The sequence below is a fragment of the Clostridium pasteurianum DSM 525 = ATCC 6013 genome (assembly GCF_000807255.1).
Lineage (GTDB): Bacteria > Bacillota > Clostridia > Clostridiales > Clostridiaceae > Clostridium_I > Clostridium_I pasteurianum.
Map to the genome: position 1 here is coordinate 2,182,712 of NZ_CP009268.1, position 25,247 is coordinate 2,207,958.

The 25,247-nt window shown below is 27.4% G+C and carries 26 protein-coding genes; 5 read left to right on the forward strand and 21 right to left on the reverse strand.

All coding sequences use genetic code 11. The features are described from left to right. From CLPA_RS09900 to CLPA_RS09985, 18 genes are all read right to left on the reverse strand, one after another. On the reverse strand, positions 1-312 hold the full coding sequence (locus tag CLPA_RS09900) for a ribosomal L7Ae/L30e/S12e/Gadd45 family protein (protein ID WP_003442243.1): 312 nt from the start codon (positions 310-312) through the stop codon (positions 1-3). Continuing rightward, complete coding sequence (gene rnpM, locus CLPA_RS09905; protein WP_003442240.1) at positions 299-571, reverse strand: RNase P modulator RnpM; 273 nt, start codon at positions 569-571, stop codon at positions 299-301. Before rnpM ends, CLPA_RS09900 begins: the two co-directional genes overlap by 14 nt. Before the next feature lie 14 nt (positions 572-585). After that, positions 586-1,656, reverse strand: coding sequence for a transcription termination factor NusA (gene nusA, locus CLPA_RS09910; protein ID WP_003442237.1), 1,071 nt, complete (start codon positions 1,654-1,656; stop codon positions 586-588). Between the two features lie 2 nt (positions 1,657-1,658). Continuing rightward, positions 1,659-2,129 (reverse strand): ribosome maturation factor RimP, encoded by a 471-nt coding sequence (gene rimP, locus CLPA_RS09915; RefSeq protein ID WP_003442234.1) that lies wholly within the window; start codon positions 2,127-2,129, stop codon positions 1,659-1,661. Between the two features lie 284 nt (positions 2,130-2,413). Beyond that, positions 2,414-3,466, reverse strand: coding sequence for a flavodoxin-dependent (E)-4-hydroxy-3-methylbut-2-enyl-diphosphate synthase (gene ispG, locus CLPA_RS09920; protein ID WP_003442231.1), 1,053 nt, complete (start codon positions 3,464-3,466; stop codon positions 2,414-2,416). A gap of 12 nt (positions 3,467-3,478) precedes the next feature. Then, entirely contained in the window at positions 3,479-4,489 is a 1,011-nt protein-coding gene (locus CLPA_RS09925; protein ID WP_003442228.1) for a M50 family metallopeptidase, read from the reverse strand. An 11-nt stretch (positions 4,490-4,500) separates the two neighbouring features. Beyond that, complete coding sequence (locus CLPA_RS09930) at positions 4,501-5,658, reverse strand: 1-deoxy-D-xylulose-5-phosphate reductoisomerase (protein ID WP_003442225.1); 1,158 nt, start codon at positions 5,656-5,658, stop codon at positions 4,501-4,503. A 15-nt stretch (positions 5,659-5,673) separates the two neighbouring features. Beyond that, positions 5,674-6,642 carry an AI-2E family transporter gene (locus tag CLPA_RS09935; protein WP_003442222.1) on the reverse strand — a complete coding sequence of 323 codons (969 nt, stop codon included), beginning with the start codon at positions 6,640-6,642 and terminating at the stop codon, positions 5,674-5,676. Positions 6,643-6,928: 286 nt separating this feature from the next. Continuing rightward, positions 6,929-7,768, reverse strand: a complete 840-nt coding sequence (locus CLPA_RS09940; protein ID WP_003442219.1) for a phosphatidate cytidylyltransferase — start codon at positions 7,766-7,768, stop codon at positions 6,929-6,931. Positions 7,769-7,779: 11 nt separating this feature from the next. Beyond that, on the reverse strand, positions 7,780-8,562 hold the full coding sequence (locus tag CLPA_RS09945) for an isoprenyl transferase (protein WP_003442216.1): 783 nt from the start codon (positions 8,560-8,562) through the stop codon (positions 7,780-7,782). 277 nt (positions 8,563-8,839) lie between these two features. Further along, complete coding sequence (gene frr, locus CLPA_RS09950; protein ID WP_003442214.1) at positions 8,840-9,397, reverse strand: ribosome recycling factor; 558 nt, start codon at positions 9,395-9,397, stop codon at positions 8,840-8,842. 17 nt (positions 9,398-9,414) lie between these two features. Then, positions 9,415-10,125, reverse strand: coding sequence for a UMP kinase (pyrH, locus tag CLPA_RS09955; protein ID WP_003442211.1), 711 nt, complete (start codon positions 10,123-10,125; stop codon positions 9,415-9,417). A 215-nt stretch (positions 10,126-10,340) separates the two neighbouring features. Then, positions 10,341-11,264, reverse strand: a complete 924-nt coding sequence (tsf, locus tag CLPA_RS09960; protein WP_003442208.1) for a translation elongation factor Ts — start codon at positions 11,262-11,264, stop codon at positions 10,341-10,343. A gap of 166 nt (positions 11,265-11,430) precedes the next feature. Next, complete coding sequence (rpsB, locus tag CLPA_RS09965; RefSeq protein WP_003442205.1) at positions 11,431-12,132, reverse strand: 30S ribosomal protein S2; 702 nt, start codon at positions 12,130-12,132, stop codon at positions 11,431-11,433. Positions 12,133-12,327: 195 nt separating this feature from the next. After that, on the reverse strand, positions 12,328-13,104 hold the full coding sequence (gene codY, locus CLPA_RS09970; protein ID WP_003442202.1) for a GTP-sensing pleiotropic transcriptional regulator CodY: 777 nt from the start codon (positions 13,102-13,104) through the stop codon (positions 12,328-12,330). Between the two features lie 265 nt (positions 13,105-13,369). Then, on the reverse strand, positions 13,370-15,454 hold the full coding sequence (topA, locus tag CLPA_RS09975; RefSeq protein ID WP_003442199.1) for a type I DNA topoisomerase: 2,085 nt from the start codon (positions 15,452-15,454) through the stop codon (positions 13,370-13,372). 160 nt (positions 15,455-15,614) lie between these two features. After that, on the reverse strand, positions 15,615-16,688 hold the full coding sequence (gene dprA / locus CLPA_RS09980; protein WP_003442196.1) for a DNA-processing protein DprA: 1,074 nt from the start codon (positions 16,686-16,688) through the stop codon (positions 15,615-15,617). A gap of 16 nt (positions 16,689-16,704) precedes the next feature. Further along, entirely contained in the window at positions 16,705-17,073 is a 369-nt protein-coding gene (locus tag CLPA_RS09985; protein ID WP_003442192.1) for a YraN family protein, read from the reverse strand. Between the two features lie 146 nt (positions 17,074-17,219). Between CLPA_RS09985 and CLPA_RS09990 the strand changes: the two genes are divergently transcribed. After that, the gene (locus tag CLPA_RS09990; protein ID WP_003442189.1) at positions 17,220-18,734 is read left to right on the forward strand and encodes a YifB family Mg chelatase-like AAA ATPase; all 1,515 of its coding nucleotides are present in this window, start codon (positions 17,220-17,222) and stop codon (positions 18,732-18,734) included. 177 nt (positions 18,735-18,911) lie between these two features. Here the strand turns inward: CLPA_RS09990 and CLPA_RS09995 are convergent, their stop codons facing one another. Together CLPA_RS09995 and CLPA_RS10000 are read right to left on the reverse strand one after the other, a co-directional pair. Beyond that, positions 18,912-19,097: a DUF3606 domain-containing protein gene (locus tag CLPA_RS09995; RefSeq protein ID WP_003442186.1), complete on the reverse strand. Its 186-nt coding sequence runs from the start codon at positions 19,095-19,097 to the stop codon at positions 18,912-18,914. Between the two features lie 346 nt (positions 19,098-19,443). After that, positions 19,444-20,346, reverse strand: a complete 903-nt coding sequence (locus CLPA_RS10000) for an AraC family transcriptional regulator (protein WP_003442183.1) — start codon at positions 20,344-20,346, stop codon at positions 19,444-19,446. Positions 20,347-20,510: 164 nt separating this feature from the next. On the opposite strand from CLPA_RS10000, the gene CLPA_RS10005 reads away from it, so the two are divergent. The 4 genes from CLPA_RS10005 to CLPA_RS10015 all read left to right on the forward strand — a co-directional run bounded on the left by CLPA_RS10005 (position 20,511) and on the right by CLPA_RS10015 (position 24,319). Further along, positions 20,511-21,407 carry a DMT family transporter gene (locus CLPA_RS10005; RefSeq protein WP_003442179.1) on the forward strand — a complete coding sequence of 299 codons (897 nt, stop codon included), beginning with the start codon at positions 20,511-20,513 and terminating at the stop codon, positions 21,405-21,407. 778 nt (positions 21,408-22,185) lie between these two features. Then, a complete protein-coding gene (locus CLPA_RS20455) occupies positions 22,186-22,329 on the forward strand; it encodes a cyclic lactone autoinducer peptide (protein WP_003442177.1) in 144 nt (47 codons plus the stop codon). A 77-nt stretch (positions 22,330-22,406) separates the two neighbouring features. Further along, the gene (locus CLPA_RS10010; protein WP_003442174.1) at positions 22,407-23,735 is read left to right on the forward strand and encodes a sensor histidine kinase; all 1,329 of its coding nucleotides are present in this window, start codon (positions 22,407-22,409) and stop codon (positions 23,733-23,735) included. Continuing rightward, positions 23,732-24,319 (forward strand): accessory gene regulator ArgB-like protein, encoded by a 588-nt coding sequence (locus CLPA_RS10015; RefSeq protein ID WP_003442171.1) that lies wholly within the window; start codon positions 23,732-23,734, stop codon positions 24,317-24,319. Before CLPA_RS10010 ends, CLPA_RS10015 begins: the two co-directional genes overlap by 4 nt. Before the next feature lie 163 nt (positions 24,320-24,482). Here the strand turns inward: CLPA_RS10015 and CLPA_RS10020 are convergent, their stop codons facing one another. Then, entirely contained in the window at positions 24,483-25,247 is a 765-nt protein-coding gene (locus tag CLPA_RS10020; RefSeq protein WP_034830215.1) for a ribonuclease HII, read from the reverse strand.

A 25,247-nucleotide genomic window follows, 5' to 3' on the forward strand; every position in this document is an offset into this window, starting at 1 on the left:
TTATATTTTTTCCTGCCACAATTCTAAAAGTTTTCTACTCATATTTTCATCAGTAACGCACAATATATTTATTTCCGGTCTTCCTAAAGCACTACCAAGTTCTTCTTTAGTAAAATCTTCAATAACTTTTACATTAAATCTATCAGCATATGTATTAAATTTATCTTTTGTATTTAAAGAAGCATTTATTGATATTATTATAAGTTTAGAACCTCCAGCCTTTATTGTATCCTCAGCTTTATTATAACCTTCTTTTAATTTTCCTGCTTTTTTTGCAAGACCTAGAAATTTTAAAAATTTATCCTTCTCCATTTATAATTTCATCCTTTAGCCTTGAATAAATTTCATCACTAATATCTGTTTCAAGACTTTTATTAAGCCTTTTTGCTCTTACTGATTTTTCAAGGCAGTCTATATGCTTACAAATATAGGAACCTCTTCCAGGTTTCTTACCTGTAAAATCTATAGAAACCTCTCCCTCTTTATTTCTAACAATTCTTATTAATTCTTTCTTAGGTTTCATTTCCATACATCCAGTACACATTCTCTTAGGTATTTTTTTTATAACCATAGTACTAAACACCTCTATTCTTCAATAGAATTTTCAATACTTTCAGCTTGAACTCTATTTTTAATGTCTATCTTCCATCCAGTTAGTTTAGCTGCAAGTCTTACATTCTGACCTTCTTTACCTATTGCCAATGAAAGCTGTCCTTCATCTACAATAACTTTTGCATTTTTATTTTCTTCGTCAATAGATACATCAATCACCTTTGCCGGACTTAATGCATTAGCTATATATTCCTCTGGCAGTTTGCTCCATTTGATAATATCAATTTTTTCATTTTTTAATTCATCCACGATATTTTGAACTCTTATTCCTTTAGTTCCAACACAGGCGCCCATAGGATCTACATTTTCATCATTTGAGTATACTGCTATTTTAGTTCTGGATCCAGCTTCTCTAGATATAGATTTTATTTCAACTATTCCTTCATATATTTCAGGAACCTCTAATTCAAATAATCTCTTTACTAGTCCTGGATGAGTTCTTGAAACTACCACCTGAGCACCTTTTGTAGTGTTTTTTACTTCTACTATATATAATTTTATCTTAGTATTATATATATAATCCTCGCCAGGTATTTGCTCATTAGGAGTCAATATGGCCTCAATTTTACCAAGATCAACAAGCACATTTCCCTTATCTTTTCTTATGACAGTACCTGTAATAATATCAAATTCCTTTTCAGAAAATTCATTATATATTATACTTCTTTCAGCTTCTTTAATCCTTTGAACAACAACTTGTTTTGCTGACTGAGCAGCTACTCTTCCAAAAGTTTTTGGTGTAACCTCCACATCCACTAAATCTCCTAATTGATATCTAGGATTCTTAATTTTAGCGTCTTCTAAAGATATTTCATTTATATCATCAAATACTTTTTCCACTACAGTTTTTTGAGAATAAACACGAATATCTCCATTTTCTCTATCCATAGTAACTTTTACATTGTGTGCATTTTCCGCTATTTTAGCATAATTTTTCTTATATGCAGCAACTAATGCATCTTCAATTGTAGAAAATAGTAAATCTTCACTTATACCTTTTTCTTTAACAATTTCTCTTAATGCACCAATAAATTCTTCATTCATTTTTAATCCTCCTCAAGCTCCCCTTTTAAACTAACTCTATCAATACTACTTCTTGGTACTGTTAAATCAATGTTTTTATTTTTTATAGTAATACCGTCAGAGTTAAATTTAACAAGTTTTCCATCTAATTTTCTTTTTCCTTTATATAACTTATTTAAATCCAAATTAATATTTGAATTTATATATTTCTCTAAATGTTCATCTGTAAAAAGAGTCCTAAATATACCTGGAGAGGATACTTCTAAGTAATAGCTTTCTGGAATCGGATCTTCCTCATCTAAAATTTCACTTATTCTCCTGCTTACTTTCTCACAATCGTCTAGTCCAATACCATTTTTACTATCTATATATACTCTAAGATAATTTTCACCGTCTTCTTCTACAAACTCTAAATAATAAAATTCATATCCTAAGTCTATAACTAATGGTTTAAACAAACCTATAAGATTATTAATTAAAGTTTCTTTGTCCAATTAATCTCCCTCCTTTATGAATATCTTCTGCATTTTTGATATATTTATCCTATAAATGGAATACATAATTTAATACTAATGAAAAACGCAACCATAGTTGCGTTACAAATAGAAAGAGCGGGTTTTTTATCCCACTCTTTTGCAAAAAAATATAAGTAAAAGATTACCTCTAGTTATTTTATCATAACAAATTATTAATTTCAACAAAAAATTACTATAGGTAATCAGAAGCAATTTCAGCCAAGGAATTTATTTGTACTCAAGATAATAATTCCACAATCTTGTTAATCCAACTTATTTATTTCCTTTATAAGTTCTTCTACAAGTAAGTCTTCTCTTACTTTCTTTATAACTTTACCTTTTTTAAATATAAGGCCTTCTCCTTTTCCTCCAGCTATACCAATGTCGGCCTCCCGTGCCTCCCCAGGTCCATTTACTACACATCCCATAACAGCCACCTTTATATTTTTATCACAATTACGCAATCTTTCTTCTACTTCTTGTGCAATTTTTATAAGGTCAATTTGTGTTCTTCCACAAGTAGGGCAGGAAATAAATTGAATTCCCTTAGATAAATATCCAGCTGCCCTTAGTATTTCTTTACCAACTCTAATTTCTTCAGCAGGGTCTCCAGTTAAAGAAACTCTTATAGTATCTCCAATACCTTCACATAAGAGAGTGCCTATACCTACACTTGATTTTATAGTACCTCTCCATACAGTTCCCGCCTCCGTTACACCTACATGTAATGGATAGGCTATCTTTTCTGATATTTTTCTATAACTATCAATCATCATCATTACATTAGAAGATTTTATTGATATTACTATATCATCAAAATTTATATTTTCCAGTATGTTTACGTGATTTAATGCACTTTCTACTAATGCATCTGCACATACCTTCTTGTATTTATTTAATAGATTTTTTTCAAGAGAACCAGAATTGACTCCTATCCTAATTGGAATATTTTTTTCTCTAGCAGCCTTAGCCACTGCTTTAACCTTATCTACGTTTCCAATATTTCCCGGATTTATTCTAAGTGCAGAAACACCATTTTCTATGGACTTTAACGCTAATCTATAATCAAAATGTATGTCTGCTACTAAAGGTATATGTATTCTATTAACAATAGTTTTTATGGCATCAGCAGCCTCTTCATCTGGTACTGCACATCTAACTATATCACAGCCTTCTTCTTCTAATTTTAAGATTTGATTTACAGTATCTTCTATATTCCTCGTATCTGTATTTGTCATGGATTGAACTGTTATTCTATTACTACCACCTATATATATATTACCCACTTTGACACTCTTGGTATTTACTCTCTTCATTTGTATCAACTCCTAAAAATTCACAGGAAAAACTATATCCTTTATAATTATAAGCACCATAAAAGCCATTAATATACTAAATCCTATTGTATTTATAATTCCTATTTTATTTTCATCCACTGGTTTACCTGTTATAATTTCATACAAACATATTAGAACATAACTTCCATCCAATGCCGGAAATGGTACCAAATTGAGTATTCCCAGTTGGGAACTCAAAAATGCCACTATTGTTAAAAGGGGTATAATTCCTGCTATAGCTGCTTGACGAGTTATTTTTATTATAGTAACAGGTCCTCCTACATCATTTAATGAAGCACCTCCTGTAAATATTATTTTAAAGCTCAAAAATACCTGTTTTATAATGGACACAGTCTCTTTAAATCCATAGACAATAGATTGAGAAATAGTAGGTGCACTAACAATTTCAGGATATATTCCAACTATACGCCTATTAGTTCCCTCTTCTTTAATAGTATCTAAAGTATATCCTTTTAATTCACCATTCTGATTAACAGTTAAATTAATAGGATTGTCTTTTGCAAGGGCTACACCCATGGAAAAATCTTCCCATGTAAGTATTCTCATGCCATTTATTTTTACCAATTGATCTCCAGTTTTTAAACCAGCCTTGGCAGCAGGAGCATCTGGTACTAATTTATTAACAGTAGGCAGAGCAAATCCTCCAATACCTCCTATTATGCAGTACAATACTACAGCCAGTATAAGATTCATAATAGGACCGGCAATTACTATACTTAGTCTTTGTAATGGTGATTTATTGTTAAAGGCACCAGGGTCATCACTTTTTTCTTGATCTCCCAGCATTTTTACATATCCACCAAAAGGCAATATTCTAATAGAATACTGAGTGTTTTTACCTTTAATTCCAAATAATTTAGGTCCCATTCCTATAGCAAATTCTTCTACTACAACACCATTAAGTTTTGCCAACGTAAAATGTCCAAGTTCATGTATTAAAATCAGTATACCAAAAGCAACTATTGCAGCTATAACGTACAAAAATATCCCTCCTAAATATTATACTTTCTATTTATATAATTTCTCACTCTTATATCAGTATTTAAAATCATATCAATATCTACTTCTTTAAAATATTCAAATTGATCTAGTGAATCTTCTATAATTTCCTGTATTTGAAGAAATTTAATCTTGTTCTGTAGAAATAATTCTACAGCTATTTCATTAGAAGCATTCAAAATAGTAGGTAAATTGCCACCTTTTTTACCAACTTCATAAGCCAATCTCAAGCATCCAAATGTTTCCATGTCCGGTTTTTCAAAAGTCAATTTTTCAAGTTTGTAAAAATCCAATTTATCTATTATCCTCTTTCCTCTATTAGGATAATTTAATGCATATTGTATTGGAAGTCTCATATCAGTAGTAGCCATTTGCGAAATTACAGTTCCATCACAGTATTCAACCATTGAATGAATTATACTCTGTGGATGTATAACTACATCAATATCTTCATAGGGAATATTAAATAACCAATGAGCTTCTATCACTTCAAGACCTTTATTCATTAAAGTAGATGAATCAATAGAAATTTTATTTCCCATGTGCCATTTAGGATGTTTAAGTGCATCATTAGGAGCTATTTCCCTAAGTTCCTGTTTATTCTTTCCTCTAAAGGGACCACCGGAAGCAGTAAGTAATATTTTACTTATATCACTTTTATTATTACCATTAATACATTGGAATATTGCACCGTGTTCTGAGTCTACAGGCAATATTTTTGATCCATATTTTATTGATTCATTTATTACTATATCACCAGCAACCACAAGAGTTTCTTTATTTGCCAAAGCTATATTTTTACCTGCCCTTATAGCATTAATCGTAGGAATCAGCCCTACCATTCCAACAACAGAAGTTACAACTATATCAACTTCTTTTAATGTTACTGCAGTACTTAGTCCTTTAAATCCAGTTAATACTTCTACATCTTTATTATTTTCAATACAATATTTCTTTACTTTTTTCGCAGAAATATCGTCCATTAACACTACTATTTTAGGATTGAAATCTTTTATTATATCTATAATTTTAGCATGATTGTTATTTGCTGTTGCGGCTAACAATTTAAAATTTTTTCTATCATTTTTTATTACATCCAAAGTTTGTGTTCCTATTGAACCTGTAGCACCTAATATTGCAACATTTTTCAAAAAAATCTCTCCCTACTATGAAAAAATAATTTCTTTTACAGTCAAAACATATATTGGTGCCATAATAAAACCCACTATACCAAATACTTTTCCACCTATATATATTGATATAATTAGCAGTAATGGATGTATTTGAAGTTTTGTACTCATAAATCTAGTCTCCATTATCTGCCTGTTAAATTGAAGTAATATATATAGAAATATTAATCCTACCGCTATTATGTATTGTTTTAAATAAAATTTATAAACTATTAAAGGCAAGAATATTAATATAGTTCCAACATAAGGTAATATATCCAAAACACCACATAATATTCCTAAAAAGATAGCACTATCAATTTCTAAAATGAGAAATCCAAAAATAGTTTGTATAGTAGTAAGTAACACTAATTTGACTTCAACAGAAATCATTTTCTTTATATCTTGCATTTTTTTACTTATTAATATTAATTTTTCTCTTGTTAATAATCCTTCAGCACTTTTTACTATAACATATTTATCCACTAAAATAAAGTAAACAGATATATTACTGATAAAATACGAAAAGACACCATCAGTAGTATATATAGCCCCTTGCCTAAGTACTACGCTATAAAAATTATTAATCAATAATGATTTAGCTTTTTCAATAATCTCATTAACTCTAAAATATTTTTCAATTCCAATTCCGTTATCCACATTATTTAAAGTAAAATCTGCAAAAAAATTTGAAATTAAATATTTTATCTTTTCAAATATAAAATTACCACTGTAAATAATGATTATAAAAAACAAAATATTTATAAATATAATTGTTATAATTGCATTCAATCTTTTACTGAAAAATTTGTGTTTACACATGAAATTATAAATTGGATTAGCAAATATCAGTAGTATTACAATACTTAAAAAGGGCTTGAAATAATTTTTTATAATTATAGTTACAATTACAAATATAATTAAAAGTATTAGAGAATTAAATAATTTTTTATATTTTTCGTACAAAATCACATCTCCATATTATTACTATATACAATAAATAAAAATTAATATATAGATATACAATCCATAATTAAATATTTAATAAGCTTGGATAACTTTAACTAAAAAGTCTAATTGGATATCTATATAATAAAATTAATCTTCATTTATCTATAAAATATATCTTCTATAATATTTTATATTGTAATTTAAATTATAGAACTAAAATTATATATATTTAAAATTATATATAAAAAGAAATAAAGACAATAAATCTTTATTCCTTTTTAATTGAATGAATGCATCAATATTATATATTTAAAATAAAACTTATATATAGATAAACTATAGCAGCAGAAAATAATATACTATCAAATCTGTCCAGTATCCCACCATGCCCTGGTATTAATTGGCTATAATCTTTAACCCCAACATATCTCTTAATAGAAGAAGCAGTTAAATCTCCAAGCTGCGAAAATATTCCACATAGCAATCCAATTAATACATAATTATATATATGAATATTTATTATATTCATACCAGCAGCATATTTATTTATTAATACCCCAAATATAACACAAGCTATAATGCTCCCCAGTAATCCTGCTATAGATCCTTCTATAGTCTTTTTAGGACTAACTTTAGGGCACAATTTATTTTTCCCAAAATATTTACCTCCATAATATGCTGTAGTATCACATATCCATGAAGCTAACGGTACAAGCCACACCAAATATTTACCTACAAGTATTTTACTATTCATAAAATCAAAAGTCTTCATATTTATAAGTACTATAAAACTAAAGAATATAGAAATGTACATAAAACCTAATATAGTTATTGCAATATCTATAAAATTATATTTTGTATCAAGTACAGGTATACAAAACATTACAATTAATCCCAATGTAAATAATAATATTATGTATTTAAATTGTAAATTATTATTAAGTAAAATATAGTATATAATGCACAATAAATATCCTATTATAGCTATAGGATTGAAGTCCTTTTCTTTTACTACATTATAAAATTCATGCATAGCCATAAGCGATAAAATCAACATTAAAATCCTCAGGTAGACTCCACCTAAAAACAAGAATACTATAAGTGGAGCTAAAATTAAAGCTCCTATGTATCTTTTGTTCATAAATTACACCTCTACTTTATTCCTCCAAATCTTCTATGCCTAAGCTGATAATCTTTTATTGCCTGATGAAGATCTTCTTTACTAAAATCAGGCCATTTTACATTAGTATACCAAAATTCAGAATAAGCACATTGCCAAAGCATAAAATTGCTTAATCGCTGTTCTCCGCTAGTTCTTATTATAATATCTGGATCTGGACTATCTTTTGTATATAAATACTGATTAAACATATTTACATCTATATTATCAACATCTTCTTTAGAAATATTACCTGCATTATACTCTTTAAACAAATTTTTTACTGCATTTAATATTTCATGTCTGCCACCATAATTTAAAGCTAGATTCAATACCATTCCACTATTATTTTTTGTTTCTTCCATAGATTCCTCTAATACTTGTATACAAATATTGGGTAATTTCGATATATCTCCAATTGTCTTTATAATAACATTATTTTTATTTAGCTCACTTAATTGTTTTCTCAAATACTCAACTAAAAGTTTCATCAAGGTATTTATTTCTTCTGGTGGTCTATTCCAATTTTCTGTAGAAAAAGCATATAAAGTTAAATATTTAATACCCAAATCACTAGCTTCTTTTACAATTTTATTTAAATTTTCTACTGCAACCTTATGTCCAAAACTTCTAGGAAGATTCCTTTCTTTTGCCCATCTTCCATTGCCATCCATAATTATAGCAACATGTTTTGGAATATTATTATAATTTAATTCATCTTTTTTTTCTATATTATTTTTATTGTTTTTTTCTTTTGATTCTAAAAATTTCCACATATAACTCACTCCATCCCCACATTTTTAGTTAATGAATAAATATACTAATAAAAAATGTCCCACTATAGTTATACAATAATTAAACGTTAATTTAAAGTATAAAAATTTCTAAACCTATATAGAGTTTAAATATGGTATTTATAAAGCTATAATAAGCTCAATAATAAAATGCCACTATATAGGAATTACAGATTCAATTTAAGTACATGACATTTTATCATATAAAATTCATCTTATCAATAAAACCTGCGAATTCGCAGGTTTTTAATGATAAATGTTATATGGACATTAAATCTTTTTCTTTTTTATCTACTATCTCATCTATGTTTTTAATATAGCTATCTGTCTTTTTTTGTACATCATCTTCAGCTTTTTTTACTTCATCTTCCGTTATAGTATTATCTTTCTTTAACGCTTTAATTTTATCATTTGCATCTCTTCTTACAGATCTAATAGCAACCTTTCCATCTTCACCAGCCTTTTTTACAGATTTTACAATATTTTTTCTGGTTTCCTCTGTAAGTTCTGGTATTACAAGTCTAATTACAGAACCATCATTGGATGGATTTAATCCCAAATTAGACATAAGTATAGCCCTTTCAATATCTTTTATTGCAGATTTATCATAAGGTTGAATTAATAAAACCCTAGCTTCTGGTGCAGATACATTTGCAAGTTGATTTAAAGCTGTAGAACTTCCATAGTATTCAACCTGTATTCTATCTAACATAGCAGGATTTGCTCTACCAGCTTTCATAGAAGCAAGTTCATTTTTTAAAACAGAGATAGTCTTGTTCATTTTTTCTTCAGCAACATTAATAATATCTTTTATCATATAAAATTCTCCTTTTATTATTTAGTTACTAATGTACCAATTTTCTCACCAGTAATAGCTCTTTTTATATTACCTGGCATATCTAAGCCAAAGACTAAAATTGGAATATTATTATCCATACATAAAGATGTAGCGGTAGAATCCATAACCTGTAATCCTCTTTCTAATACATCCATATAAGTAAGATTATCAAATTTAACAGCATCATTATATTTTTTAGGGTCTTTATCATAAACCCCATCTACTTTTTTAGCTAATAATATAAGATCAGCTTCTATTTCAGCTGCTCTTAAAGCTGCTGTGGTATCTGTTGAAAAATATGGATTTCCCGTACCTGCACCAAAGATAACTACTCTTCCCTTTTCTAAATGTCTCATAGCCCTTCTTCTTATAAAAGGTTCTGCAATCTCTTTCATTTCTATAGCTGTTTGAACTCTCGTATATACGCCTATACTTTCTAATGAATCCTGTAATGCCATTGCATTTATACAAGTGGCAAGCATTCCCATATAATCTGCAGTAGTCCTATCCATATCTTCACCTTGTCTGCCACGCCATATATTTCCGCCTCCAACTACAGCTCCGACCTCTATACCCATTTTTACAATTTCTTTAATTTCCTCTGCAATTCTCTTTGCTACTTGAAAATCTATACCATATCCATTTTCTCCAGCTAAGGCTTCACCAGATAATTTTAACATTATTCTTTTATATTTTACAGATTCCATTTTATAATATACCTCCAAACTTGCTAGTTTAAACTCTTATTTATCTGATGACTAACCACTGCAAATTATTTCCTATATGTATTATAAATAAAACAGCGGAAGGTTATTAGATAACTCATTTAATTTTATGATATTTAACCCCCATATACTTCTTTGGAAGTTCTCTTATAAAATTTAATTACTTTAAAAAAAGAGAACACGCAGTGTTCTCTTTTTTATTTACCCTGCTGCATTTGTCTTTGAACTTCTTCAGCAAAATTTTCCTCTACTTTTTCAATACCTTCTCCTCTTTCAAATCTTGTAAATGCTTCTATAGCTACAGGAGCACCTATTTCCTTAGATTTCAATTGAAGGAGTTTTGCAATTGTCAAATCTGAATCTTTAACCCAAACCTGATCTACAAGACAAACTTCTTTAAGATATTTTTTAATTCTACCTTCAACCATTTTGTCAACAATTTTTTCAGGTTTTCCTTCATTTAAAGCTTGAACTCTATAGATTTCTCTTTCACTATTTAAAGTCTTAGTATCCACTTGATCTTCATTTAAGAAAAGAGGATTAGCAGCTGCTATTTGCATACATATATCTTTTGACAATTCTGAAAGTATATCACTTTCCTTTTCACAAGATAGTTTAACTAATACTCCGATTCTTCCACCACCATGGATATAACTTTCAACTATACCTTCAGCTACATTATACTTAATAAATCTTCTTACATTCATATTTTCGCCTAATTTAGCTATCAATGCTGTAAGCGTATCCTTAAGATTTGATCCACTATTATCTATATATTTTTCATTTAATAATTCTTCTACAGTAGTTGCTGATGTTGTTGCTGCCATTTTAGCAACATTATTTGCTAATGCTACAAACTCTTCATTTGCTGAAACAAAATCTGTTTCGCAATTAACTTCAACTATAGCACCTGATTTTTTATCGTCACTTAAATATGTAACGACTAATCCTTCTGCTGCTACTCTGCCTGCTTTCTTAGCTGCTGCTGCCAAACCTTTTTCTCTTAGGATTTCAATAGCCTTATCAATATCACCATTTGACTCAGTTAAGGCTTTTTTACAAGCCATCATTGCAGCTCCTGTTCTATCTCTTAATTCTTTAACCATACTTGCAGAAATCATTGTTATTCCTCCGATCATTTTATCTTTCTAACAGATTTCTAAGCATCATTTGGAATTTGCTTCCACCTGATGCTTAGAACCACTAAATTCAAAATAATATTTTATTATTATCCTAAACACTTAGTACAAATAGCTAATAACCTATATTAATATATTTGTATAAAAATTACTCAGCTAATTGTTCTCCCTGTCTTCCTTCTATAACAGCATCAGCAATCTTAGCTGTTATTAATTTAACCGCTCTAATAGCATCGTCATTACCAGGTATTACATAATCGACTTCATCTGGATCACAGTTAGTATCTACAATAGCTACTACTGGTATTCCAAGAATTTTAGCTTCGGAAATAGCATTTTTTTCTTTTCTTGGATCTACTACAAATAAAGCTCCTATTTTATCTTGAATCATTTCTCTGATTCCTCCAAGATTTTTAACTAGCTTTTCTTCTTCATTTTTTAAATTAATAACTTCTTTTTTAGGTAAGACTTCAAAAACTCCGTCCTCTTCCATCTTCTGGATTTCTCCAAGTCTATTTATTCTTGTCTTGATTGTTTTAAAGTTAGTTAACATTCCACCTAACCATCTATTATTTACAAAATGCATACCACATCTTACTGCTTCATCCTGAATTGCTTCTTGTGCTTGTTTTTTTGTACCTACAAACAATACATCTTTACCTTCTTCAGATATACTTTTTATGAATTCATAAGATTCATCAACTTTTTTCACTGTTTTTTGTAGGTCTATAATATATATACCATTTCTCTCTGTGAAAATATAAGGAGCCATTTTAGGGTTCCATCTTCTTGTTTGATGTCCAAAGTGAACACCAGCTTCTAATAATTGTTTCATTGATATAACTGCCATAATTTTACCTCCTAGGTTTTTACCTCCATTATCTTCATATCTGCAAGTTACCCAAAGGCACCAGCTCACAAATTAGACAATGTGTGTATTTTTTACTTTTGTAAGTATACCACATAGTATTTTCATATTCAACATTTTTTATAAAATACTTTTTCTAAAAAGCAAAAATAATTAGAATAACTAAAGTTATTCTAATTATTTTATCTTCTTTAATTCATCTAATAATTTATCATTTAATATTTTAATATGTGTGCCTTTCATACCTAATGATCTTGATTCAATAACACCAGCACTTTCAAACTTCCTAAGTGCATTTACTATAACACTTCTAGTTATGCCTACCTTGTCTGCAATTTTTGAAGCAACTAGCAACCCCTCTGTTCCATCTAATTCATTAAAAATATGTTCTACCGCTTCCAATTCAGAGTAAGACAAGGTTCCAATAGCTAATTGAACTACTGCTTTCTTTCTAGCTTCATATTCAATTTCATCATGCTTTGATCTTAATATCTCAAGACCCACTATAGTAGAACTATATTCAGCTAAAACTATATCATCATCATCAAATTTTTCATTAAATTTTGCAAGAACCAACGTTCCTAATCTCTCTCTATTCCCTATAATTGGTACAATAGTGATAATTTTATTATCTAAACCACAATTATGTTTATCATTAAAAGTACAACTGCCGTTCATGGGTATATTAGCTTCTGTTTCATGAACATCCATAAGTTTATTATTATACAAATCAGCAAACTTCATATTATTAATCACATCATTTTTAAGCATGTCACATTGAAAAGCACTATTTAAATTATATCCTAATATTTTTCCTTTTCTACTTATTATATATATATTTGATGATAATACTTCACTTAAAATTTCACATATATCATTAAATACAACCGGTTCAGTACCAGATTTTTGTAATATCTTATTTAACATTCTTGTCTTATCTAATAGTGTAGACATTTGGTATTCCCCCTACTTTATACTATCTATGTACGATATAAATTTTATTATAGTACATAATGAAGATTAATAAATAAATTTTCAGAATAATTTTTAATATTCCGAATTGTTAAACAATCTCTCTTGTTATAATATCATAGTAGTTTTTATTTTTCAACTAAAAGTTTATTATATTCGACAATACTTAACAAATCAACAATCTTACCATTAAATATATCCAATGATAATTATACTTAATAGAATAATTAGTAATCCAAAAATTTAATTAAGATGTTTTATTAAATTTTTTATTTTTGCATTCTTGATTTGAACACTCTAAATAGTCTCCTTTTGTCTTATTGTACTTTTTCACCATGTAGGAGCCGCATTTTTCGCATTTTTCGTTAGTTGGCTCAAACCAACTTACAAAGTCACATTCAGGATAATTGCTGCATCCAAAAAATTTTCTACCTTTCCTGCTCTTTCTTACCAATATTTTCCCACTACATTTTGGACAGGCTACATCTAACTCCTGAACTATTGGTTTTGTATTTTTACATTCAGGATATCCTGGGCATGCTAGAAAATCTCCAAACCGTCCATGCTTAATAACCATAAATTTCCCACATTTATCACATTTAATGTCAGTTACTTCATCCTCAATGGTAATTTTAGATACTTCTTTTTCTGCTATATCTATTGAAACTTCCAAAGGTTTATAAAATTCGTCTACTACCTTATTCCAGTTTTCTTTACCTTCTTCTATATTATCTAGCTTATGTTCCATTTCAGCAGTAAACTCTATATCAATAATTTCTTTAAAGTATTCACTAACAATATTATTTACTATATTACCAAGTTCCGTAGGATTTAATGTTTTTTTATCTCTTTCAATATATTTTCTGTCAAGTAATGTGGATATAATAGGTGCGTAAGTACTTGGTCTTCCAATACCATTTTCTTCAAGGGTCTTTACTAAGGATGCTTCAGAAAATTTTGCTGGAGGCTGAGTAAAATGCTGGTTCCCTTTGATCTCTTTTTTATATAATATATCCTCTTTGTTTAAATCAGGAATTTTAATATCATCATTTTCCTCATCAGAAGTATAATTATATACCTTCATAAATCCAGGAAATTTAATACTAGATCCAGTTGCTCTAAAAGAATAGATTCCATTTTCTATAATTAGAGTAATAGTATTCATAACACAGGATGCCATCTGACTTGCCATAAATCTATTCCAAATCAAGTTATATAATTTAAATTGATCATCCTTAAGACTTGATCTAGCTTCTTCTGGTGTAACATCTATATAGGTAGGTCTAATTGCTTCATGAGCATCTTGTATATTTTTTTTGCCTTTAAAATTTCTTGGAGCTTTTGGAATAAATTCTTCTCCAAAATTAGACTTTATATACTCCTTAGCATTATTTTGGGATTCTTCTGATATTCTTACGGAATCTGTTCTCATATAAGTTATTAATCCTATAGTTCCATGACCTTTTATTTCAACTCCTTCATACAATATTTGAGCTATAGACATAGTTTTTTTAGTAGAAAAATTCAATCTTTTATATGCATCCTGTTGCAATGTACTGGTAGTAAATGGAGCCAAAGGATTTTTGTTTTTAGTGGATTTTTTTATATCTTTTACTAAAAAATCATTTTTTTCTAATTCTTTAATAATATTATCCGTCTCTTCTTTATTGCCTATGGAAATCTTTTTATTATTAGCAGAATGAAGTTTCACTAAAAAAGGTTTATTTCTAGCGCTCTTACTTAATAGACATTCTATAGACCAATATTCTTCAGGTTTAAATTCATCTATAGCTTTTTGACGGTCACATATCATCTTTAGAGCTACAGATTGAACTCTACCAGCACTTAATCCCCACTTTACTTTTCTCCATAGTATAGGACTAATTTTATAGCCTACCAATCTATCTAAAACTCTACGTGCCTGCTGTGCATTTACAAGATTTGAGTCTACTATTCTTGGTTTTTTTATTGCAGATTTTATAGCATTTTTAGTTATCTCATTAAATACTATTCTACATTTCTTATCTTCTTCAATTTTTAAAACTTTTGCTAAATGCCATGATATAGCTTCTCCTTCTCTATCAGGGTCGGTAGCAAGATATATTTTATCACTCTTTTTTGCCTTCCTTCTAAGTTTATCTAAAAGTTCACCTTTTCCTCTTATTGTTATATATCTAGGATTATAATCATTCTCTACATCAACCCCTAAAGTGCTTTTAGGTAAATCTCTAACGTGACCCATTGAAGCTTCCACAGTAAATTTACTTCCTAAATATTTACCTATAGTTTTAGCTTTAGCCGGTGATTCTACAATAACTAAATTTTGTCCCATCTTATCCCCTCCAAAATTCTGTCTATACATAATTTAAATCATTTTATTAAAACATATTTTATAGAAATTATATATTATGACAAATTTCTATAAAAAGTATTATAAATAATATTTGATATATTTATTTACAATTTTTACAATTCAATTATAATTTCATATTCTAAATATTATTATTTAATTTAACATAATAATTACCACTTAAACACATAATTTCATCTTTTATTTGCATTTCAAATAATAACTCATAAATTTGCGATATGTCAATATTAGTTAACTTTATAATATCGTCCATATGTATGGGTACATCACTAATTACATTATAAATTTTTTTTTCTAAATTATTCATATTTCTTTCATCGCCGCTGATTTTACTATCATAATGATTTATAGATAATAAATCAAATATATCATCTATAGAAGTCAGTGGAAATGCTCCATCTTTAATTAATTTATTAGTGCCTAAACTATTTTTAGAAAATATTGAACCTGGAACTGCTATAATCTCTTTACCTTGATCTAAAGCAGCACTAGCAGTAATTAGAGATCCACTTTTTAAATTTGCTTCTACTACTATTGTAATTTTACTTAGTCCACTAATAATACGGTTTCTCAGTGGAAAATTATAACTTAGAGGCTGTGTGCCTGGCATAAACTGAGAAATTATACAGCCATCTTTTTCTAATATAGATTCATATAGCTTTTTATTTGATTTTGGATACACAACGTCAATGCCGCATCCAAGTACTCCACAAGTAAACATATCATTTTCAACAGCATATAAATGAGCATAATAATCTATTCCCTTGGCTAAGCCGCTAATTATATTTATATTATGTCCTTTAAGTTCTTTTAATATTATCTTAGTTACATTAACTCCATAAGGTGAGCATGCCCTAGATCCAACTATAGAAATATTTATGGATTCATTTAACTTTTTTAAATTTCCTTTATAAAAAAGTGCAAAGGGAGAATCATCATAATTTTTTAATATATCAGGATAATCATTTTCCATAAAGGTAATGATGTTTATTTTATTTTTAAAAATTAAATTCTTAACAAATTCAATCTTATCTTTTTCCCATTTTATCTTTTTATTAAATTTATCCTGTTTATCGTTACATTCATTTACAGTATAATACCATATTTCTCTAGTACTTTTAAATCTTTTTATTAAATTTATTTTTCTTTTATTATTTATATTAAGTAAAATAAACCATAAATCATAATCATTCATACAAATCTCCTTACTTTTATATTTGAAAAGCATTTTCTATTAATCTTAATGAAAATCTATTATTTTTACTGTTCAATAAAACTTCTATAACATCAAATCTAAAATTTAAATCTGAAATCTTATTTTTTATGATATACAATTCAGAAATTTTATATATTTTAAATTGCTTTCTCCTATCAACAGCTTCTGCTGGAAATCCATAATTTGTTGCATATCTAGTTTTTACTTCTATAAAACATAATGTTTCTTTGTATTTAGCAATTATATCTATTTCACCCATTTTACATTTAAAATTTCTTTCTATTATTTCATAGTTCAAGTCTTGCAGATACTGTACTGCTTCATTTTCGCCATAATTTCCTATTTCTTTATTATATCTACCCATGACATCGCCTCTCAAAAATATATTTTATCAAATACCGATAATAGAATTTATAGCCAAATAAAATAAATATTATACTAAAATTATTAATTTTATAATGGCTTATATTTATAAAAATATGTCAATAATAATCTCTAAGAGGTGATAAAATGGCATTACAAATTAATGCAGCTACATTTACTGGTATTAATGGTATTATAATTAATGTTGAAGTGGATATATCAAAGGGATTACCTTCTTTTAATATAGTTGGTCTTGCAGATACATCTGTTAAAGAATCTAAAGAAAGAGTACGATCTGCTATAATAAATTCTGGATTTAAATTTCCAGTAAATAGAATAACTATAAATCTTGCTCCAGCAGATTTAAAAAAAGAGGGAGCTTTATTTGATTTACCCATAGCAATTGGAATTTTAGCAATAACCAATCAAATAAGTATAGATTCTATAGATAAATATATCATAGCAGGTGAGCTATCTCTTAATGGCTCCTTAAAGAAAATTAAGGGGGCACTATCTATTGCATTAAAAAGTGTAGAAGAGGGAATTAATAATGTTATTATTCCCACAGAAAATGCAAAGGAATGTTCCATGGTTAAAAATTGCTCAATTTTTCCTTTCGATAATTTGTCTCAAGTGGTAAATTACTTTCAATATAAAGATTCTATGCCTTTTAAATATGAAGAAATAGCTGAAGTTCATAAATCCCTATTGGATTTTAAAGATATTATAGGTCAAGAAAGTTCTAAACGTGCCATAGAAGTAGCAGCTTCTGGAGGACATAATATGATACTTTTTGGTCCTCCAGGCTCAGGAAAAACTATGTTAGCTAAGAGAATTCCTAGTATTCTGCCTCCGCTAAATTATGATGAAGCCTTAGAAGTAACTCAAATATACAGCGTATGCGGAAAGCTTGAAAATAACACTTTAATATTTAAAAGACCTTTTAGAAATCCTCATCATACTAGCTCACAAATAGCCTTGGTTGGCGGTGGAGCAAAACTCATTCCTGGTGAAATTTCATTAGCACATAATGGAGTACTATTTTTAGATGAAATATTAGAATTTAAAAAATCCACTTTAGAAGTATTAAGACAGCCTCTAGAAGATAGAGTAATAAAACTCTCTAAAGCTACGGGAAATGTGACTTATCCCTGTAATTTTATGTTAATTGGATCTTTAAATCCATGCCTCTGTGGTAACTACGGTTCCAACAAAGAATGTGTGTGTACAGAATATGAAAGGAAAAGATATCTTGGTAAACTTTCAAATCCTCTTCTTGATCGTATAGATCTTTTTTCTTTTGTAAATACTTTAAATTATGAGGAATTAAGCATGAAAAAAAAATCAGAATCTTCTATAGATATAGCTAAAAGAGTATTACAGGCTAGAGAGATACAATTGGATAGATTTAAAAATGATGCAATTCATTGCAATGCACAAATGGAAGAAAGACATATAAAAAAATTTTGTGAACTTACTAATGAATCAAATAGGATTATTAAAAATATTTTTAATAAGTTTCAATTAAGTACTAGAGCCTATAGTAGAATATTAAAAGTTTCAAGAACTATTGCAGATATGCATGGAAATAATAAAATAAATCCTGTAGATATTATTGAAGCAACACAATATAGAAAATTTGTAGATGAAAAAATCGTATAGTATATTTCCATCAATTTCCTTAATAATAATTTATAACAATAAAAATAATGGTCTGTCTATTAATGCATATACATACGTTATGATATAGAACATTACTGATAACACTTTTTCATGTTGCCTTCCTGTTGGTTAGGCAACATATATTTCTTTGTCTGAAAAAAAGAATAGCTATACGAGCTACTCATTCTTACTATTTAAATAATTCCTTATATCTTTTTCATGATTTCCAACTAATTTAATGGCCGTAAGTAATTCATCTTTCGTACATTTTAGTAATGCACACCATAAATTCATTTCCCATGGTTCTTCTATATTTATTCTTGGTTCATCTGGAGTTTCTTTTATTTCTGAATTATCATTCATTATTTTTTACCCCCTGTTTTAAAACCTTTATTTTACAAATAATTATATTTTATAATCGTTATTATTTCATTTCATAATTAAGAATTATTTGTAAACTTTAATTTTATAAATAAATCCATAATATATGTCAATAATTAAGCTAAGCTTTAAATTTTTCATAATATTCTTCTACGATAGATGTACTCCAATGTTGCGGTACATCTATTTCATTTTGTAAATAAAATTTAGAAATGCTGTTTAATTAAAGACATAATTACTATATAAATTAATACACTCTAGTAAAATAGTATGTGTAAAGTCCTAACTATATATTGTTAAAAAATACATATACAAGAAAATGCCTAAGCTATTTTAAATTATATTTATTTCTATATTCAGAAGGTGTACAATTCATATATTTTTTAAATACTTTTCCAAAATAACTTATTCCATTAAAACCTACCTCCAAAGCAATGATAGAAATAGATTTCTCACTTTTTAAAAGTAGTTCTGATGCCTTTAAAGTTCTATATTCCATTAAATATCCGAAAGGTGTTACTTTTAAAATCCTATTAAAGCTACGACAGCATTCACTTTTACTTATATTGGCTATCATTGCAATATTATTTAATGAAATATTCTCTGCATAATGTTCATGTATATACTGTAACGCTAACTTTACACGTTCCTCATCATGGGAGACTACTAGTACAGAATTCTTAATTTCTTCTTTCACTTCTCTAATTATATTTAACCAAATACTGCATAAATAATTTCTTATTCCCAATTCATACCCATAGGATTCTTTATTCCACAAAGAAAAAACTTTTTTTATATTCACCAATATATTTTTCTGCCACTGAACATCAGGCTTTAGGCAAATAAATTTCAAATTACTGCTTTCAAGAATTGGATTTAAATATTTTTTTGCAATAAGTGAATGCTTATTACCTCCAATTAAAGCTGAGTCGAAGACAATGGAAAACATCATACAATTATTATTCTTATACGGCTTAATTTGATGAAGTACATTTGAATTCACCATAATTCCTTCCCCAGCTTCTAAGATAATTTTTTGATTTTCAATGAAAAAAATCACCTTATCATAAAGACAATAGGAAAACTGTAGTTCCTTATGCCAATGCCACCTAATATACCCTTCTTCAAATAGGTTAAATTTATCTGTATAAATTGCTATTGGGAAATCATAAGAACCATGTTTTGTTGTCTCCTGTAAATTGTCATCCACTTCTATTTTTGAAGCCTGCATTTTTACCATCTCGCTAATATAGTTTTAATTTTTGACAATATATTAATTGTTATATATTGAAAATAGTAATAAAATTATTACATATTTATTCGGATAAATCAATATATTTGCATTTAACTTATAACTGTTTCAGAATAACTGCAAAGAAAGTGAGTGAAAGTTTAATGAAGTTTCAACCGAAAACAAAAGGAATAATTCTTGTAATCACAGGTGCCATGTTATGGGGAATATCCGGCACTGTTGCACAATATTTATTTCAGAAAAAAAGTTTTAGTCCAGAGTGGCTTGTTGTGATTCGTCTATTAGTATCTGGGCTAATTTTGTTATTATATGCTTTTATGAAAAATAAACAAAATATATGGGCAATTTGGAAGTCTGAACATACTATATTGAGTCTCATTCTTTTTAGTATTATAGGAATATTAGGTGTACAGTATACCTATTTTGCTGCTATTAAATATGGAAATGCATCTACAGCCACCATACTTCAATATTTGTCACCAGTACTAGTTACTTGTTATTTAATCATTCGTACTAAAAAAATGCCAAATTTAAAAGAAATCACAGCTATTACTTTAGCAATATTAGGTACTTTTTTTATCATTACAAAAGGTAATATTCATAGCTTATCTATTTCTAAATTAGCATTATTTTGGGGAATTAGTTCTGCTTTTGCAGCAGCTTTCTATACATTGCAACCTCGCCCCCTTCTTGCTAAATTTGGTTCTATACTTGTAGTTGGTTGGGGAATGCTCATTGGTGGAATAGCTTTTAGTTTTGTCCATCAGCCTTGGAATATTATAGGTCAATGGTCTATTACTTCAATATTTGCTGTTATATTTATAGTATTATTTGGAACTCTTATTGCTTTCTGTTGCTATTTGGAAAGTTTAAACTATATACAACCAACAGAAGCAAGCATATTATCTTCTGTTGAACCTCTATCTGCAGCTTTTTTATCTGTGATATGGTTACATGTTCCCTTAGGTATACATCAATGGTTAGGAATAGCATGCATTATATTTACAGTTATAATTTTGTCTTATACAAAAAATAAGTAAATTACATAAAATATAAAAAAAGTATGTATTGGATATCCACAAGAAGATGAATCCTATGATAATAAGGAGATTTTATGAAACATTATATAGATTTGGTTATAGGAGATACCATATTAATATTAATTTTAATTATGATATTGCTAATTTTTATTTCTAATTAGATGTTTATATATAAAACAAAAAGACTATTTCGTGGATATGATAATTATAGATCTTTTATTATTTATTGTCTATTTACTGAAATTTTATGGCATTTTATGATTGGCTTACATATAATGAATGGTGGATAGAAGTACATAAAATCAATTGGGACAAAGTAAATATGTTTATTGAACTTTTTATTTTCATCTCCTGTTGTAATCTTATACTGCTTATATGTAAATATCTAACAAATTTCAGTATAAACAGATATTTTCATAAAATAAAACATCCCAAAAGTTTATTTAGCTATCAAACAGAACCTGGATACCTATCAGATAAACTTGATAGCGTTATTTTAATTACTTTTTGCCCTAATTTTTTCAGCATTATATTTACTTTAATATTTGTTGTTAAAATTATAATTAAATTTATTACTTAAAATTATAATCAAAACTCAGATATGTTTTGCTGACAAACTCTACTTTTTAATTATTAAATATTACAAATATGATAAGAATTAATTTATAATATAAACTTTTTTTATTTAAATATAATTTTTTTTAAAATTATGAAGGAAAAAGTAAATTGTTGTAGAATAAATATATTGAGTTATTATTTTACAATGGAGGTAATTAAAATGAAAAACATTAAAAATCTATTAGTATCAAGGTCAATGAAAATTGCAGGTTTTGTAGCTTTATTTTTAGGAACAATTGTTATAACACCAGCATCAACATTAGGGTCACATCAACCAAAATGTCCTGATGAATTTCTAAAATAAGAATTAATCTTTATAAAAATCATAGATAAATATTTATCTATGATTTTTATAACAATTAGGCATAAAGGAGACTCGAAATGGATTTCTTGAGAGAAATAATGTTAGATAGTATTGAAGCAATACTAATTTTAATAATTTTTGAAGCTGTATATGATAAGAAAGATTTCATAATAAGAAACAAATTAAGATCAATTTTATTTTTCACATTATTTATATTTGTAACATACTTTTCTACATTTTATATAGCTGATGCTTATCATAATATTTTTCTATATATATTTGATGCTTTGCTACTAACATATATTACAAAAATCAAATTATTTTCTTCTGTCATAATAATATCATTATTTATTGTAATTCTTTCAATAACAGAATATTTTATTCAAACTATTGAAATGTTTGTGTTCTCTATAAGCTTAGATAAAATTTATTTGACCTCTAAATACTTATATATTTTTTTAATAACTGCTAAATCACTTCAAATAATAATAGCTCTTGTGATTTTTAAATTCAGTAAACACTTTAAGATATTTAAATTATTCGAAAAAGATGGTATTATTTTTTCAAATATAATAATTCAAACAGGCATTTTTTCTGCTCTTATATTTAGCATTAACTTTAGTATATTCACTATACAAAATACTAAAGTATATAATTGTTTTATATTTATTATATTTTTTATATTTATAATATTTCAATTAAAAGGAATCGACGAATATAAAAGGATTGTAAAGATAGAAGCTAAATATAAAATACAAGAAAATCAAATAAAAAATATGGAAGAAATAATTAAAATAATCAGGCAGGAAAAACATGATTTTACAAATCATATAAATGTTATATGGGGATTGTGTTCCTTGAACAAATCAAATACCATTCAAAAGATAAAAAACTATGTAAGTGGAATTTCAGGTAAACTTCACTCGTCATTCAAATACATAGACACAGGTAATGATTATTTAAGTGGATTGTTATCTATAAAAAATAGTTACGCATTAAAAAACAATATAAATTTTGATGTAATGATTGATGAACCTTTCAGCTCAATAGACATTAAAGAAAATGACCTAATAAGTATTATAAGCAATATTATAGATAATGCCTTTGAGGCATTTGAAGTCAAATCTAGTATTGAAAATAAAGAAATAACAATAGATTCTTTTAGTAAAGATAATAAATTTTTTATTGAAATATCTAATAATGGAGATATGATACCTGAAGATATTCAAAGTAAAATTTTTGGTAGAGGATTTTCTACCAAGACTAAAAAATCACAAGATCATGGATTTGGACTATATATTATTAAACAATTGATTGAACAAAACAACGGAAGTATATTCCTAGAAAGTACTCCAGAAAGAACTACATTTTTAATTGAATTTAAAATGAAGGAGCTAGATAAATGAATACACTTATATCTTCTTTCGTAAAGAAAATCTCTGAATCTAATCCTGGTTATTCAGAATTGGATCTAAAGAAAATGGAATATGGATTAATTTGTTTCATTGATGAGATTACAAAGTTTGTTCCCTATTTTATTATATTTTGGATATTATCTTTGCAAAAGTATTACATAATCGCCCTATTATTTTTTTGCCCTATTAGATTATTTTCTGGTGGATATCATGCAAAAACTTATTGGGGCTGTTTTTTCATAAGTTTTATTGTATTTTTTATGATAATTATTTGTGGTAAATATCTAATAATTAATACTATCATTATAATATCATTATTAATTATTTCATTTATACTTATTTGTATTTTTTCCCCTGTAGATAATATTAATAAACCAATAAAAAGTAAGGAGCGAAGACTAAAACTTAAATATTATTCTATATTTATTACTCTATTTTTAATTATAGCATGTTATTTCATTCCAAATAGATTTTTAAATACTGCAGCAATATCAATAGTTAGTGCAACAGCAATGATGATGATTGGAAAAATAAATACTAATTTTACTTTTATAAAAACAAAAAAGAGCCTTTAAATAAGACTCTTTTTTAATTCGTAATTTTGTTGAAACCATCCAACTATATTATTAATTTCCTTTACATCGTACTGATTTTTAGAATAAGACTTCTACAGCACATCAACTATCAAACCTCATTTGAATATTACAAAATAATTATATTCAGTACATTAATTTATCCTTATATTATATTTTTTAAAAAACTCTTTCTATGAATAGGAGTTATCCCAAACTTCTTTATAGCTTCTATATGTACTTTACTTCCATAGCCTACATTATTCTCAAAATTATATTCTGGGTACTTTTCAGCATATTCCTTCATCAAATTATCTCTATACACTTTAGCTATAATAGAAGCACAAGCTATACTGGCACTTTTACTATCACCTTTTACAGCATAGCTGCTAGGTATATCCAGTTCTTTTATAGGATATCCATCACTTATCACATAATCAGGAGTAATTTTAAGTCCTTCTGCCGCTGATTTTAATACCTGTTGATTGCAAACACCTATGCCTTTCAAATCTATTTCCATATTATCAATTAATGAAATATTAAAACATATTGATTTTTCCTTTATTATTTTAGAAAGTTCTTCTCTTTTTTTTACTGATAACTTTTTAGAATCATTTATATCAAGTATCATATCTTCATTAAATTTGTTCAAGTCTAATATAACAGCTGCAGCCACAATAGGTCCTGCAAGAGGTCCTCTTCCCACCTCATCCACTCCAGATAGATGTCCGTATTTAAGAAATTTCATATCAAAATCATACATGTTTTTTACCCTAGCTATCTCTTGATCTTTTCTATACTTCATATTTAAAAGCCTCTTGATCAATCTCTGAACATTTTTTCTACTATCATCTTTTAATTGTTCAGCTAGTTTTTCATACTCATCTATATTCAATTCATCTGCATATTCTTTTATTTTTATATAACTCAT

What these genes read in the sequence shown, in the direction of transcription:
- CLPA_RS10015 (WP_003442171.1), top strand. Translation starts at nt 23,732, where the DNA reads ATGAATACACTTATATCTTCTTTCGTAAAGAAAATCTCTGAATCTAAT.
- tsf (WP_003442208.1), bottom strand. Translation starts at nt 11,264, where the DNA reads ATGATTTCTGCAAGTATGGTTAAAGAATTAAGAGATAGAACAGGAGCT.
- CLPA_RS20455 (WP_003442177.1), top strand. Translation starts at nt 22,186, where the DNA reads ATGAAAAACATTAAAAATCTATTAGTATCAAGGTCAATGAAAATTGCA.
- CLPA_RS09985 (WP_003442192.1), bottom strand. Translation starts at nt 17,073, where the DNA reads ATGGGTAGATATAATAAAGAAATAGGAAATTATGGCGAAAATGAAGCA.
- frr (WP_003442214.1), bottom strand. Translation starts at nt 9,397, where the DNA reads ATGATAAAAGATATTATTAATGTTGCTGAAGAAAAAATGAACAAGACT.
- CLPA_RS10005 (WP_003442179.1), top strand. Translation starts at nt 20,511, where the DNA reads ATGAAGTTTCAACCGAAAACAAAAGGAATAATTCTTGTAATCACAGGT.
- topA (WP_003442199.1), bottom strand. Translation starts at nt 15,454, where the DNA reads ATGGGACAAAATTTAGTTATTGTAGAATCACCGGCTAAAGCTAAAACT.
- codY (WP_003442202.1), bottom strand. Translation starts at nt 13,104, where the DNA reads ATGTCTACACTATTAGATAAGACAAGAATGTTAAATAAGATATTACAA.
- CLPA_RS09995 (WP_003442186.1), bottom strand. Translation starts at nt 19,097, where the DNA reads ATGAATGATAATTCAGAAATAAAAGAAACTCCAGATGAACCAAGAATA.
- CLPA_RS10010 (WP_003442174.1), top strand. Translation starts at nt 22,407, where the DNA reads ATGGATTTCTTGAGAGAAATAATGTTAGATAGTATTGAAGCAATACTA.
- CLPA_RS09900 (WP_003442243.1), bottom strand. Translation starts at nt 312, where the DNA reads ATGGAGAAGGATAAATTTTTAAAATTTCTAGGTCTTGCAAAAAAAGCA.
- pyrH (WP_003442211.1), bottom strand. Translation starts at nt 10,125, where the DNA reads ATGGAATCTGTAAAATATAAAAGAATAATGTTAAAATTATCTGGTGAA.
- CLPA_RS09990 (WP_003442189.1), top strand. Translation starts at nt 17,220, where the DNA reads ATGGCATTACAAATTAATGCAGCTACATTTACTGGTATTAATGGTATT.
- nusA (WP_003442237.1), bottom strand. Translation starts at nt 1,656, where the DNA reads ATGAATGAAGAATTTATTGGTGCATTAAGAGAAATTGTTAAAGAAAAA.
- CLPA_RS09940 (WP_003442219.1), bottom strand. Translation starts at nt 7,768, where the DNA reads ATGAACAAAAGATACATAGGAGCTTTAATTTTAGCTCCACTTATAGTA.
- dprA (WP_003442196.1), bottom strand. Translation starts at nt 16,688, where the DNA reads ATGAATGATTATGATTTATGGTTTATTTTACTTAATATAAATAATAAA.
- CLPA_RS10020 (WP_034830215.1), bottom strand. Translation starts at nt 25,247, where the DNA reads ATGAGTTATATAAAAATAAAAGAATATGCAGATGAATTGAATATAGAT.
- ispG (WP_003442231.1), bottom strand. Translation starts at nt 3,466, where the DNA reads ATGAAGAGAGTAAATACCAAGAGTGTCAAAGTGGGTAATATATATATA.
- rnpM (WP_003442240.1), bottom strand. Translation starts at nt 571, where the DNA reads ATGGTTATAAAAAAAATACCTAAGAGAATGTGTACTGGATGTATGGAA.
- CLPA_RS10000 (WP_003442183.1), bottom strand. Translation starts at nt 20,346, where the DNA reads ATGCAGGCTTCAAAAATAGAAGTGGATGACAATTTACAGGAGACAACA.
- CLPA_RS09945 (WP_003442216.1), bottom strand. Translation starts at nt 8,562, where the DNA reads ATGTGGAAATTTTTAGAATCAAAAGAAAAAAACAATAAAAATAATATA.
- rpsB (WP_003442205.1), bottom strand. Translation starts at nt 12,132, where the DNA reads ATGGCAGTTATATCAATGAAACAATTATTAGAAGCTGGTGTTCACTTT.